The 12,435-nt window shown below is 55.0% G+C and carries 14 protein-coding genes; 8 read left to right on the top strand and 6 right to left on the bottom strand.

Going from position 1 to position 12,435, the window contains the following annotated elements; translation table 11 throughout:
• Positions 1-139 precede the first annotated feature (139 nt).
• The 3 genes from prs to lolB form a co-directional block, all read right to left on the bottom strand.
• On the bottom strand, positions 140-1,087 hold the full coding sequence (prs, locus tag P0H77_RS12305; RefSeq protein ID WP_012017724.1) for a ribose-phosphate diphosphokinase: 948 nt from the start codon (positions 1,085-1,087) through the stop codon (positions 140-142).
• 126 nt (positions 1,088-1,213) lie between these two features.
• On the bottom strand, positions 1,214-2,083 hold the full coding sequence (ispE, locus tag P0H77_RS12300; RefSeq protein ID WP_276157194.1) for a 4-(cytidine 5'-diphospho)-2-C-methyl-D-erythritol kinase: 870 nt from the start codon (positions 2,081-2,083) through the stop codon (positions 1,214-1,216).
• Positions 2,080-2,697: a lipoprotein insertase outer membrane protein LolB gene (gene lolB, locus P0H77_RS12295; protein WP_276157193.1), complete on the bottom strand. Its 618-nt coding sequence runs from the start codon at positions 2,695-2,697 to the stop codon at positions 2,080-2,082. The genes ispE and lolB overlap by 4 nt, the downstream gene beginning before the upstream one ends.
• 195 nt (positions 2,698-2,892) lie before the next feature.
• On the opposite strand from lolB, the gene hemA reads away from it, so the two are divergent.
• The 6 genes from hemA to kdsA are packed head-to-tail and all read left to right on the top strand — an operon-like array spanning position 2,893 to position 8,210.
• On the top strand, positions 2,893-4,149 hold the full coding sequence (gene hemA / locus P0H77_RS12290) for a glutamyl-tRNA reductase (protein WP_176917871.1): 1,257 nt from the start codon (positions 2,893-2,895) through the stop codon (positions 4,147-4,149).
• Between the two features lie 35 nt (positions 4,150-4,184).
• Positions 4,185-5,267 (top strand): peptide chain release factor 1, encoded by a 1,083-nt coding sequence (prfA, locus tag P0H77_RS12285; RefSeq protein WP_276157192.1) that lies wholly within the window; start codon positions 4,185-4,187, stop codon positions 5,265-5,267.
• The gene (prmC, locus tag P0H77_RS12280; RefSeq protein ID WP_276165118.1) at positions 5,267-6,106 is read left to right on the top strand and encodes a peptide chain release factor N(5)-glutamine methyltransferase; all 840 of its coding nucleotides are present in this window, start codon (positions 5,267-5,269) and stop codon (positions 6,104-6,106) included. Before prfA ends, prmC begins: the two co-directional genes overlap by 1 nt.
• A 7-nt stretch (positions 6,107-6,113) precedes the next feature.
• Positions 6,114-6,506: an invasion regulator SirB2 gene (sirB2, locus tag P0H77_RS12275; RefSeq protein ID WP_276157191.1), complete on the top strand. Its 393-nt coding sequence runs from the start codon at positions 6,114-6,116 to the stop codon at positions 6,504-6,506.
• A gap of 3 nt (positions 6,507-6,509) precedes the next feature.
• On the top strand, positions 6,510-7,316 hold the full coding sequence (gene sirB1, locus P0H77_RS12270; RefSeq protein ID WP_276157190.1) for an invasion regulator SirB1: 807 nt from the start codon (positions 6,510-6,512) through the stop codon (positions 7,314-7,316).
• Positions 7,317-7,355: 39 nt separating this feature from the next.
• A complete protein-coding gene (gene kdsA / locus P0H77_RS12265; protein WP_276157189.1) occupies positions 7,356-8,210 on the top strand; it encodes a 3-deoxy-8-phosphooctulonate synthase in 855 nt (284 codons plus the stop codon).
• 238 nt (positions 8,211-8,448) lie between these two features.
• Here kdsA and P0H77_RS12260 read toward each other — a convergent pair whose 3' ends face one another.
• On the bottom strand, positions 8,449-9,606 hold the full coding sequence (locus tag P0H77_RS12260) for a DDE-type integrase/transposase/recombinase (RefSeq protein ID WP_276157188.1): 1,158 nt from the start codon (positions 9,604-9,606) through the stop codon (positions 8,449-8,451).
• Positions 9,607-9,715: 109 nt separating this feature from the next.
• Positions 9,716-10,816 carry a sodium-potassium/proton antiporter ChaA gene (gene chaA, locus P0H77_RS12255; RefSeq protein WP_276157187.1) on the bottom strand — a complete coding sequence of 367 codons (1,101 nt, stop codon included), beginning with the start codon at positions 10,814-10,816 and terminating at the stop codon, positions 9,716-9,718.
• Between the two features lie 263 nt (positions 10,817-11,079).
• Here chaA and chaB point away from each other — a divergent pair, with 263 nt between their 5' ends.
• Both chaB and P0H77_RS12245 read left to right on the top strand, forming a co-directional pair.
• Positions 11,080-11,310 (top strand): putative cation transport regulator ChaB, encoded by a 231-nt coding sequence (gene chaB, locus P0H77_RS12250; protein WP_276157186.1) that lies wholly within the window; start codon positions 11,080-11,082, stop codon positions 11,308-11,310.
• Positions 11,311-11,470: 160 nt separating this feature from the next.
• The gene (locus P0H77_RS12245; protein WP_276157185.1) at positions 11,471-12,151 is read left to right on the top strand and encodes a gamma-glutamylcyclotransferase; all 681 of its coding nucleotides are present in this window, start codon (positions 11,471-11,473) and stop codon (positions 12,149-12,151) included.
• 35 nt (positions 12,152-12,186) lie between these two features.
• On the opposite strand, the gene P0H77_RS12240 is transcribed toward P0H77_RS12245, so the two are convergent.
• The gene (locus tag P0H77_RS12240; RefSeq protein ID WP_276157184.1) at positions 12,187-12,432 is read right to left on the bottom strand and encodes a DUF1883 domain-containing protein; all 246 of its coding nucleotides are present in this window, start codon (positions 12,430-12,432) and stop codon (positions 12,187-12,189) included.
• Positions 12,433-12,435 lie beyond the last annotated feature (3 nt).

The raw sequence follows: 12,435 nt of genomic DNA, 5'->3' as shown, positions 1-12,435 counted from the left end.
AAAGAATATTTTTCACGATGGTGATCGTCCGTGAGCGCATCATCGGGGAAGAATAAGACCGATGACGGAGGCATTAGTCATACAAATAAACATAACAGCAAAAAAAACCCGCCGTAGCGGGTCTTTTGTACTGGCCCGATTAATGCTCGAACATAGCAGAGATGGATTCTTCGTTGCTGATACGACGAATCGCTTCTGCCAGCATGCCTGACAGCGTCAGGGTACGCACGTTCGGTAAGGCTTTGATTTCCTCAGACAGCGGAATAGTGTCACAGACGACAACTTCGTCAATCACGGAGTTGCGCAGGTTATTCACGGCGTTACCGGAGAAAATCGGGTGAGTCGCGTAGGCAAACACGCGTTTTGCGCCACGCTCTTTCAGGGCTTCAGCTGCTTTACACAGCGTACCGCCGGTGTCGATCATATCGTCAACCAGCACGCAGTCGCGGCCTGCCACGTCACCGATGATATGCATCACCTGGGACACGTTAGCGCGTGGACGGCGTTTGTCGATGATCGCCATGTCGGTATCGTTAAGCAGTTTGGCAATCGCACGCGCGCGAACTACGCCGCCGATATCCGGAGAAACCACAATCGGGTTATCAAGATTCAGTTGCAGCATATCTTCGAGCAGGATGGGGCTACCAAATACGTTATCAACCGGTACGTCGAAGAAGCCCTGGATCTGTTCAGCATGCAGGTCAACGGTCAGTACGCGGTCAACGCCAACGCTGGACAGGAAGTCAGCGACGACTTTCGCGGTAATGGGTACACGAGCAGAACGTACGCGACGGTCCTGACGGGCATAACCAAAGTAGGGGATAACGGCTGTGATGCGGCCTGCTGAAGCGCGACGCAGGGCATCGACCATAACAACCAGTTCCATCAGATTGTCATTGGTGGGAGCACAAGTGGACTGGATGATGAAAATATCACCACCGCGTACATTTTCATTGATTTGTACGCTGACTTCACCGTCGCTAAAGCGACCTACAGCGGCATCGCCGAGAGAAGTGTACAGGCGGTTGGCAATACGTTGTGCTAGTTCCGGGGTAGCGTTACCAGCAAAAAGCTTCATATCAGGCACGAGAAGAACCTCAGGCATGCGTCCAGTGGTGGATGAAATGTGCCAAAAACTGTGCGGGCCAGGTACGATTTCATCCAGGCGGTGTATTAAAGAGCGCGATGCAACGTCTGAAACAGGGTGACGTTGTCACCGAAACTCAGTGAGCTCCGAAAGGGCTTGCTGTAGCAGTGAGTGGTTCATACCACGTGCTACAAAGCCTTGCAGCCATTCCGGGGCTTGCTCTAGCACCTGACGAGCAGCAGTTTCGGTCTCGAATTCAGCAAAGACACAGGCTCCTGTGCCAGTCAGGCGCGACGGCGCGTATTCTAACAGCCAGGAAAGCGCCGCATCAACCTCATGAAAACGTTTTCTTGCGATAACCTCGCAATCGTTGCTGAATTCACATTTTAATAACGTGTCGATTGACCTTTCTGGCGTATTACGCGGCAGGTCCGGGTCTTTAAAAATCACCGGCGTCGGGATGCTTACGCCAGGGTGCGCGACCAGATACCATTTTTCCGCCACCGTCACCGGCGTCAGGATTTCACCTACGCCTTCGGCAAACGCCGCATGTCCGCGCACGAAGACCGGGACATCCGCACCCAGGCTTAATCCCAGCGTTGCCAGCTCGTCGACCGACAGACCGCACTGCCACAACGCGTTGAGCGCCACCAGCACGGTGGCTGCATTCGACGAGCCGCCGCCAAGCCCACCGCCCATCGGCAGGCGTTTTTCAATACTGATATCGGCACCGCTACCGTCCGGCAGGCGCTGGCTGTCTCTCGCCACCTGCATCAGCAGGCGCGCGGCGCGCAGGATCAGGTTCTGTTCATCCGGGACGCCGCTCATCGGCGTCAGCAGACGGACCTGCCCGTCCTGACGCGGGTGAAAGGTGAGCGTATCGCCGTAGTCGAGGAACTGAAACAGCGTTTGCAGGGTATGGTAACCGTCCGCCCGCTGTCCGGTAATGTACAAAAACAGATTCAGTTTGGCGGGCGAGGGCAAGCGTAGCGTCATTTAACGATCCAGTTATCCATTTTCAGCTTGATACGCTGCGTACCCTGGGTCAGTTCCATGTTGGTCGGCAGTGCAGGCTGCGTTTTGCTGTCGTAGCCGCTGTAAACCACTTTCCAGGTCTTACCGTTCTGGGCGTAGTTCAGTTCGCTTAAGCGATACTGACTGTCGAGTTTGTAATCCGTTGCATCGCCCGGCAGGCCAAGGATCCACTGACGCAGGCTGTTAAGCGGAATAGGCATGCCGGTCAGTTTGCCAATCATCTCTTCCGCATCGTCAGCGTTATAATGCTGGCCTTTATTGTCCACCAGCTCAACCGAACCCGGTTTGGCATTCAGTTCAAGCTCGGTGCTGCCTAACGGGTTGGTTAACAGCAGGCGATAATTGTCCTGGCCGGTTTGCTGCCAGAAAAAGCGGGCGTACACTTTTTGCTGTTCAGAAATATAGGCAAACGCACCGCGGGTCTGATACTGATTCAGTTGACGAATTTCCTGCTGATGCTGACGCCACTGCGGCGCATCAGGGCTGGCGCCCGGACCTTTCGGCGGGTGAGTCATACAGGCGCTCAGAACCAGCGCGGTCAGCGGTAGCAGGCGAAGTAAACGGCTTTTAATCATCCTAAATCCTTGATGTGCGTTGCGGAGTTAACGCTTAATGCTAGCGTTACAGTAAGATACCGTCTACGTTCACGTTATCTTAAATCGCATTATCACCAATTACTCCGAAAGGGTAGCGTCTCTTTTATTGACCTCGCGCATCCTGTATGATGCGCTCAGACTAACCTTATCAACGCTGGTACTACTCCCGCATCCATGACCCTTTTAGCGCTTGGCATCAATCACAAAACCGCTCCTGTCGCCCTACGCGAACGCGTGGCGTTTGCGCCGGATACGCTCGATCAGGCGCTCGAAAGCCTGCTGGCGCAGCCAATGGTGCAGGGTGGGGTGGTGCTGTCCACGTGCAACCGGACTGAGCTGTATCTCAGCGTTGAGGAGCAGGGTGATTTGCGTGAGGCGCTGATCCGCTGGCTGAGTGATTATCACAATCTTAACGAAGACGATCTGCGCAACAGCCTCTACTGGCATCAGGATAACGACGCCGTAAGCCATTTAATGCGCGTTGCCAGCGGTCTGGACTCGCTGGTGCTGGGCGAGCCGCAAATCCTCGGCCAGGTGAAAAAAGCCTTTGCCGATTCCGAGCGCGGGCACCTTAACGTCAGCGAACTGGAGCGGATGTTCCAGAAGTCGTTCTCGGTGGCCAAACGCGTGCGCACCGAAACCGACATCGGGGCCAGCGCGGTGTCGGTGGCGTTTGCCGCCTGTACTCTGGCGCGGCAGATTTTCGAATCACTCTCCACGGTTACGGTGATGCTGGTCGGCGCAGGTGAAACCATTGAACTGGTCGCCCGTCATCTGCGCGAGCATCGCGTGAGCAAGATGATTATCGCCAACCGTACCCGTGAACGGGCGCAGGCGCTGGCGGAAGAGGTTGGCGCGGAAGTGATTGCCTTAAGCGATGTCGATGCCCGCTTGCAGGATGCCGATATTATTATCAGCTCCACCGCCAGCCCGCTGCCGATTATCGGCAAAGGCATGGTTGAGCGCGCACTGAAAGCGCGGCGCAATCAGCCGATGCTGCTGGTGGATATCGCCGTGCCGCGCGACGTCGAGCCGGAAGTCGGCAAATTGTCGAACGCTTATTTGTACAGCGTTGACGATCTGCAAAATATTATTCAGCACAACCTGGCGCAGCGTAAGGCGGCGGCAGTACAGGCTGAGACAATCGTGGAGCAGGAAGCCAGTGAATTTATGGCGTGGCTGCGCGCGCAAAGCGCCAGCATCAGCATCCGCGAATACCGCAGCCAGGCCGAATCAGCGCGTGATGAACTGACGGCCAAAGCGCTGGCGTCTCTGCAACAGGGAGGCGATCCGCAGGCCATTATGCAGGATCTGGCGCGCAAATTGACCAATCGCCTGATCCACGCACCAACCAAATCTCTTCAGCAGGCTGCCCGTGACGGGGACGAAGAACGCCTGCATATTTTGCGCGACAGCCTCGGGCTGGAGTAGCACAACCATTCTTATAACAGGGTGCATTAACGCCTATGAAGCCTTCTATCGTTGCTAAACTGGAAGCTCTGCACGAGCGCCATGAAGAAGTTCAGGCGCTGCTGGGCGATGCAGGAACCATCGCCGACCAGGAGCGGTTCCGGGCGCTGTCGCGCGAATACGCGCAGCTTAGCGATGTTTCACGCTGCTTCACTGACTGGCAACAGGTTCAGGAAGATATTGAAACCGCGCAACTGATGCTCGACGATCCCGAAATGCGCGAAATGGCGCAGGAAGAGATGCGCGATGCGAAAGAAAAAAGTGAACAACTCGAGCAGCAGTTACACTTGTTATTACTGCCCAAAGATCCCGATGACGAACGCAACGCCTTTGTTGAGGTTCGCGCGGGAACCGGCGGTGACGAAGCCGCGCTGTTTGCCGGCGATCTGTTCCGTATGTACAGCCGCTATGCGGAATCCCGCCGCTGGCGCGTGGAAATCATGAGCGCCAGCGAAGGCGAGCACGGCGGTTATAAAGAGGTCATTGCTAAAGTCAGCGGCGACGGCGTTTACGGTCGGCTGAAATTTGAGTCCGGCGGACATCGCGTTCAGCGCGTACCCACCACGGAATCTCAGGGGCGTATCCATACCTCTGCCTGTACCGTCGCGGTGATGCCGGAGCTGCCGGAAGCCGAAATGCCGGATATTAATCCGGCGGATCTGCGTATTGATACCTTCCGTTCCTCCGGGGCGGGTGGTCAGCACGTTAACACCACCGATTCCGCGATTCGTATTACCCACCTGCCGACCGGGATTGTGGTGGAGTGCCAGGACGAGCGTTCTCAGCACAAAAACAAAGCCAAAGCGATGTCGGTGCTCGGGGCGCGCATTCACGCGGCAGAAACCGCCCGTCGTCAGCAGGCGGAGGCGTCTACCCGTCGCAATCTGCTGGGCAGCGGCGATCGCAGCGACCGTAACCGGACCTATAATTTCCCGCAGGGTCGCGTGACGGATCACCGCATCAACCTGACGCTTTACCGTCTGGATGAAGCCATGGAAGGAAAGCTGGATATGCTGATCGAGCCTATCGTGCAGGAATTCCAGGCCGATCAACTGGCGGCGCTGGCCGATCAGGAATGATGGATTTTCAACAGTGGCTGGATCGGGCCATTGGCCGTTTAGGTGCCAGCGAAAGTCCGCGTCGCGACGCGGAGATTTTGCTGGGCTACGTCACGGGCAGGGCGCGAACCTATATTCTCGCCTTTGCCGAAACGATGCTGACCTCTGCCGAGCGGGAACAGCTGGAGGCATTGCTGGTCCGCCGCGAGCGCGGCGAGCCGATCGCGCACCTCACCGGGCAGCGTGAATTCTGGTCGCTGCCGCTGTTTGTCTCGCCGGTGACGCTCATTCCGCGCCCGGATACCGAATGTCTGGTGGAGCAGGCGCTGGCGCGTCTGCCCGCTGAACCATGCCAGATCCTTGATCTCGGCACGGGTACGGGCGCGATTGCGTTAGCGCTGGCGACGGAGCGTCCGGACTGCCAGGTGACGGCAGTGGATTTCGTGGCGGAGGCGGTAGCGCTGGCGACACGCAATGCGCAGCATCTTGCTATTCGTAATGTCACCCTCCTGCACAGCGACTGGTTTAGCGCGCTGACAGGGCAGCATTTCGCCGCTATCGTCAGCAATCCGCCTTACATCGATGAAACCGATCCTCATCTGGATCGGGGTGATGTGCGGTTTGAGCCGAAAAGCGCGCTGGTAGCGGCGGAGAACGGGCTGGCCGATCTGGCGTATATCATCACTACCGCGCGCGATTACCTGCTGCCGGAAGGCGTTCTGCTGCTGGAACACGGCTGGCGGCAGGGGGAAGCCGTTCGCGCGCTGTTCACGGCGGCGGGTTATCAGCAGGTGGAAACCTGTCAGGATTACGGCGGCAATGAGCGCCTGACGCTGGGGCTGCGACCGCAACAGGAGTAATGCACAAATGACGCTTTTCAGGCTGATGTTTTATACGCATATCGTCGCGGTTACTCTGTCGATTAGCCTGTTTGTGCTGCGCTACTGGTGGCGCTATACCGCAAATGCCCTTGCCGCAAAGCGCTGGGTTCGGGTGGTGCCGCATATTGTCGATACCGTATTGTTGTTAAGCGGCGTCGGGCTTATCGCTATAACGCACTATCTGCCCTTCACCGCACACGGCGCGTGGCTGACTGAAAAGCTATTTGGCGTTATTATTTACATCGTTTTGGGTTTTGTTGCGCTCGGCCGTCGTTGTCCGCGCAGCCAGCAAACGGGTTTTATCGCGTTTATGCTGGGGCTGGTGGTGCTTTACATCATCATTAAACTCGCCACCACAAAAATACCGTTATTGGGGTAAGTTATGAGGTCGTTGGCCGATTTCGAATTTAACAAAGCATCTCTGGGCGAGGGCGTGATCCGCATTTCAGAAACCGTGCGCGCCGATTTTCCGACGCAGGCCGTTTATCACGAGCTGGAAAATCTGGTCAGTCTTGCGCAGGAAGAGATCAGCGCGGCCTGGAGTGAAGAACGGCAGCTTGAAAAGCTGCTGGAACTCTTTTTTGACGAGTGGGGATTTGGTGCCTGTCGTGGGATCTATCGCCTCTCTGATGCGCTATGGCTGGATCAGGTGCTGCAAAAGCGTCAGGGCAGCGCAGTCTCTCTGGGGGCTATCCTGCTGTGGATCGCTCAGCAACTCTCGCTGCCGCTGGCTCCGGTGATTTTCCCGACGCAATTGATACTGCGCGCTGAAACGTCTGAAGAGTTATGGCTGATTAACCCCTTCAATGGCGACACGCTCGACGAGCATACGCTGGAAGTGTGGCTGAAAGGCAATATTAGTCCGATTGCAGAACTTTTTAACGAAGATCTGGACGAAGCCGACAACGCGGAAGTCGTGCATAAAATGCTGGACACCCTGAAAGCCGCGTTGATGGAAGAGGGACAGATGGAAATGGCACTGCGGGCCAGCGAAGCGCTCCTGACGTTCAACCCGGAAGACCCGTATGAAATCCGCGACCGGGGCCTAATCTACGCGCAGCTTGAATGCGATCACATTGCATTGACCGATTTAAACTATTTCGTCGAGCAGTGTCCGGAAGATCCGATCAGTGAGATGATCCGCTCACAAATTAACGCGATTTCGCATAAACATATTACATTGCATTAATCTGGAATGACTCCGATTTAACCCTGATAAGGCGATCCTATGAAACAAAAAGTGGTTAGCATTGGCGATATCAACGTCGCAAACGACCTGCCGTTCGTGCTGTTTGGCGGGATGAACGTTCTTGAATCGCGCGATCTGGCGATGCGTATCTGTGAACACTACGTAACCGTGACGCAGAAACTGGGCATCCCTTATGTGTTCAAAGCCTCTTTTGATAAAGCCAATCGTTCCTCTATTAATTCTTACCGTGGTCCCGGCCTTGAAGAAGGCATGAAGATTTTTCAGGAACTGAAGCAGACCTTCGGCGTGAAAATCATTACTGACGTGCACGAAGCCAGCCAGGCGCAGCCGGTTGCCGATGTGGTTGACGTGATCCAACTGCCTGCGTTCCTTGCTCGCCAGACCGATCTGGTGGAAGCGATGGCGAAAACTGGCGCAGTAATCAACGTGAAAAAACCGCAGTTCGTCAGCCCGGGGCAGATGGGCAATATCGTCGACAAATTTATTGAAGGCGGTAACGACCAGGTGATCCTCTGTGACCGTGGAGCGAACTTCGGTTACGACAACCTTGTTGTGGATATGCTCGGCTTCGGCGTGATGAAGAAAGTGTCTAACAACTCACCGGTGATTTTCGACGTGACCCATGCGCTTCAGTGCCGCGACCCGTTTGGCGCAGCGTCTGGTGGCCGTCGTGGTCAGGTGGCCGAACTGGCTCGTGCCGGGATGGCGGTCGGTCTGGCCGGTCTGTTTATTGAAGCGCACCCGGATCCAGCCAATGCGAAATGCGATGGCCCGTCCGCGCTGCCGCTGGATAAGCTGGAGCCGTTCCTCAGGCAAATGAAAGCGATTGACGATCTGGTGAAAGGTTTTGATGAGCTGGATACCAGCAACTAAACCTCACCTGAATAAAAAACCCGCTGCGGCGGGTTTTTTATTGGCATGAGTTCAAGGATGCCTGGCGGCGCTTCGCTTGCACAGGCCTACGGGTGGGAGGGAGTTTGCTGTGTGCGAGGGATGCCTGATGTTTGATGGATAATGGGGTGGGTATATTGAGGGTCTGGTAGGCCGGGTAAGCAAAGTGTATGACCGGATACATAGGTGACAGATCAGACCGGGAACATAGGTAACACTTTTAGTCTATCCGGATCATACTCTGGGTTTTTCGATCATAGTACGCAAGCGTTATTCCATTAAAGATGATGGCCTCCAGGCCATCATCCTGTTCTTTCATCATAATGTACTCATCCGTCAACGCTTCACTCAGGAACACCGTCCCCTTTTTACCCATATAAAGTGTTCCCCTCGATTTCACCCTGTAGACCATTCCTTCTGCCGGATAAGTGTATTCAGGAACCCTGCCATCCCAGTGTCGACCCGAGGGCTGCCACACCGTTCCGGGCGTTGCGCCCGCCAGTGCTTCATGCGGTCTTTCATAGTTAAACTCCTCCCTGTAATCACTGAACCACCGCTGTTGTTCTTCCATCGTCATGAAGGTGTTACCGTATTTCACCGCACTTTTCAGGGAACGGTGCATTCGTTCATGGCGGCCATTTTCTTCCGGATGACCCTTTCTGATGCGTTCCGGTCTGATACCCAGCTTGATTAGCCAGACGGCAAGGCGACTTAATCCGGCTATACCTGTTCCCGCGAAGGGCTGACCGTTATCGGTTCTGAGCACTTCCGGCAGACCATATTCCAGGAACGCATCGGTCAGGCACGCTCTGACAAAGGACTCACTCTCCCGGTGTGTTCCCCGGCAGCTCAGCAGATACCGGCTGTGATTGTCGGTCAGGGTGAAGGGATGGCAGTATTCTCCGCTCAGCAACCTGAACTTACCTTTAAAATCAGCACTCCAGACCTGATTGTTCTCACTGATGGTGGTCAGGGGCTGGCGATTACCCGGCGTTCTGCGTTTTTTCTTTTTATCCGGGACCAGGCCTTTACGCTTAAGGATATCGCCGATAGTACTGGCAGCAGGTACGGCAAAATCGACATGATGATTGAGTAACCACATCCGCAGTTTTTTAGGCCCCCAGTCAGGGTGTTTTTGCCGCAGGGCAGTGAGATGTCCGACGATATCATCCGGAACCGTCCGGGAGTGGGAATGGGGAGCGCGCGACCGGTCGGAGAGAGATGACAGGTCAGAAGGGTCAAAACGCTCAAGCCATTTGTAACCGGTTTTTCGGCTGATGCCAAAAAGACGGCAAAGAGCGGAGAAGGAATCCGTACCTGCATGGCAGGCACGGATGAAATCAAGGCGTTGCATAGGTCGGGTCTCAGTCCAGGGCATAGCGAGTCTCCTCTTCTATGCCAGTTATAACTGTTACCCATGTATCCGGTCTAAAGTGTTACCCATGTTTCCGGTTCATACCAAAGCGCCACCCGGCATCACGCCACACTCAGGCAAAGATCGTCATCAAATAGGCGATAAATAACGCCAGATGCGCCGCGCCGTTCAGGACATTGGTACGCCCGGTCGAGAAGGAGAGCTGGCATAGCATCAGGGACGCGAGCATAACGACCATTTCCGGCGCGCCCAATGCAAAGACCAGCGTATTGTCCGTCAGGTAAGCAATCAGCGTTACCACCGGCACGGTCAGGGAAATCGTCGCCAGCACCGAGCCGAAGAAAAGGTTCATCGCGCGCTGTACCTGATTATTCAGCACCGCTTTCATCGCCCCAAGACCTTCCGGTGACAGGATCAACAGCGCGACCAGGAAACCGGTAAAGGCTACCGGCGCATTCAGCTCGGTTAACAGCGCCTCCAGCGGGTGAGCGTTCATTTTGGTCACGGCAATCACCGCAATCAGATGCACGATCAGCCAAACGGTATGCCAGAGGCTACTGTGTGCAGACGGCTTACCGTGATGCGGGTCGTCATCGTCACCCTCATCCTCGTGCTCATAAACAAACAAACTCTGGTGCGTTTTAGTCTGAATCAACAGAAATACGCCGTACATGCCTGCGGAAATTAGCGCCACCAGCAGCGCCTGTGAGGTCGTAAAGTTGCCGCCGGGAAGCGCCATCGGAAATACCAGCACAATAATCGCCAGCGGAAACAGGGCGATCAAATACTGCTTAATGCCGAACAGGTTGACATATTGGGTGGCAAATTTGCGCCCGCCCAGCAGAAGGGCGAACCCGACCAGCCCGCCGGTCACAATCATAATGATGGAATAAAGCGTATCGCGCATTAACGTCGGCGCGGCGTCGCCGGTGGCCATTAATGCAGAAATAAGGCTGACTTCAAGAATAACAACTGAAAGGCTTAAAATAAGAGAACCAAAGGGTTCGCCCAGGCGATGGGCAAGCACATCTGCATGTCGAACGACGCTAAACGCGCTGGCCAGAATACCGACTAATGCCAGCGCATTAATCCCGATAACCGCTGGCAGTGACTGACTGTTTCCCCATAACAGCAGCACGGCCAGGGCGAGCACCGGGAAAATAAGCGAGGTCTCCTTGTGGCGGGTTTTAACCGCCTCTGAGGCGTGAGGCATAAACCATCTCCCTATATGTATGTGTTGTAATTATAGATAAGCGAAAGCCATAAAGTAGCAGAATACGGGTGTTTTTAAGCGATTTTTTACTTTTATTTACTACTGGAGTAAAAAATGGTTTTAGCAGCCTTATTTCTATCTTTATTAAATATTCATTCGAAATTACAAAGCATTATGATTTTCTCCTTATCACTTAACTCTCTCACTGGCAGGCACGGCATTCCTGAACCAGGCTTATTATTTACTGTTAAGAGGAGAAGAGTATGCCGTACAAAAACAAAAGCGATCTGCCCGATAACGTTACCAACGTCCTGCCCGCCCACGCGCAGGAGATCTACAAAGAGGCCTTCAATAGCGCCTGGGATCAATATAAGGATAAAGAAGACCGGCGAGGGGATGCCACTCGGGAAGAGACTGCCCACCGCGTTGCATGGGCAGCGGTGAAAAATGACTACGAGAAAGGCGATGACGATAAGTGGCATAAGAAAAAGTAGCCGCTGACCTCCACCACCGCGGTTTTTCTCGCCCTCAGAGTGCGACGGTTGCATCCGGTCTGCATTTTGCATATCGTGAGGACAGGCTGAGTAATAAAGCATCAGCGTAAGGATGACCGTAAGTGGCAGGATGCCGTAGTCGTGGTGGAGGTAGAATAACGTGTTAACCCGTGATTTCCTGCTGAACGCAGATTGTAAAACGGCATTTGGCGTGATTGAGGAATCGCTGTTGTGGAGTGCGGAACAGCGGGCATCATCGCTGGCGGCGACGCTGGCCTGTCGGCCCGATGACGGCCCGGTATGGATTTTCGGCTACGGTTCGCTGATGTGGAATCCGGCGCTTGAGTTTTCCGAGTCCGCGACGGCCACTCTGCCGGGATGGCATCGCGCCTTTTGCCTGCGGTTAACGGCCGGACGCGGCACCGCCTGCCAGCCTGGCCGGATGCTTGCACTGAAAGAGGGCGGACGCACCACCGGCGTCGCTTATCGTCTGCGTGATGACGTCCTGCAGGACGAACTCACCCTGCTATGGAAGCGGGAGATGATCACCGGCTGTTATCTGCCCACCTGGTGCCAGCTTGCGCTGGACGATGGTCGTACGGTCAACGCGCTGGTCTTCATCATGGACCCGCGTCATCCGCTTTATGAATCCGATACCCGCGCGCAGACCATTGCGCCACTGATTGCGGCAGCCAGCGGTCCGCTGGGCACTAACGCCCAGTATCTTTTTTCTCTGGAAGAAGAGCTGATCAAACTGGGTATGCACGATGATTGTCTGAACGAGCTGGTAGGGAAGGTGCGCACGCTGCTGGGCGGTGCGCGGCTGTCAGGGCTGGCCTGAGAATGATGCCCGGTAAGCGCTACCGGGCACAGGTATTACGCTGCGACGTAACTGATAGAGTGTTCCAGCGACTGGCTGTGGCTATCGATCAGGACGTTCCAGGTTCCGCTGTACGGTACGGTCAGATAAGCGTTTTCACGATCCTGCACGCTAAGAATATCCGATTGCAGATCCTGAGTGCGTTCTTTCGCGCTCATTAAATGAATATGACAACGTTCGGAACAACGAATGACCACCGTATCGCCACCAAACAATTTTAAACTTGCTTTCACCAGTGCCATTTT

The sequence above is a fragment of the Superficieibacter sp. HKU1 genome, from assembly GCF_029319185.1.
Taxonomy (GTDB): Bacteria; Pseudomonadota; Gammaproteobacteria; order Enterobacterales; family Enterobacteriaceae; genus Superficieibacter.
Note: the sequence above shows the minus strand (reverse complement) of the source record. Positions and strands in the feature narration are given on the sequence as shown.

Bases quoted from the DNA above. Each gene is read 5' to 3' on its own strand.
- P0H77_RS12240 (WP_276157184.1), bottom strand. From the start codon at position 12,432: ATGGCACTGGTGAAAGCAAGTTTAAAATTGTTTGGTGGCGATACGGTG.
- chaB (WP_276157186.1), top strand. From the start codon at position 11,080: ATGCCGTACAAAAACAAAAGCGATCTGCCCGATAACGTTACCAACGTC.
- prmC (WP_276165118.1), top strand. From the start codon at position 5,267: ATGGATTTTCAACAGTGGCTGGATCGGGCCATTGGCCGTTTAGGTGCC.
- lolB (WP_276157193.1), bottom strand. From the start codon at position 2,697: ATGATTAAAAGCCGTTTACTTCGCCTGCTACCGCTGACCGCGCTGGTT.
- P0H77_RS12260 (WP_276157188.1), bottom strand. From the start codon at position 9,606: ATGCCCTGGACTGAGACCCGACCTATGCAACGCCTTGATTTCATCCGT.
- ispE (WP_276157194.1), bottom strand. From the start codon at position 2,083: ATGACGCTACGCTTGCCCTCGCCCGCCAAACTGAATCTGTTTTTGTAC.
- sirB1 (WP_276157190.1), top strand. From the start codon at position 6,510: ATGAGGTCGTTGGCCGATTTCGAATTTAACAAAGCATCTCTGGGCGAG.
- hemA (WP_176917871.1), top strand. From the start codon at position 2,893: ATGACCCTTTTAGCGCTTGGCATCAATCACAAAACCGCTCCTGTCGCC.
- kdsA (WP_276157189.1), top strand. From the start codon at position 7,356: ATGAAACAAAAAGTGGTTAGCATTGGCGATATCAACGTCGCAAACGAC.
- sirB2 (WP_276157191.1), top strand. From the start codon at position 6,114: ATGACGCTTTTCAGGCTGATGTTTTATACGCATATCGTCGCGGTTACT.
- prfA (WP_276157192.1), top strand. From the start codon at position 4,185: ATGAAGCCTTCTATCGTTGCTAAACTGGAAGCTCTGCACGAGCGCCAT.
- chaA (WP_276157187.1), bottom strand. From the start codon at position 10,816: ATGCCTCACGCCTCAGAGGCGGTTAAAACCCGCCACAAGGAGACCTCG.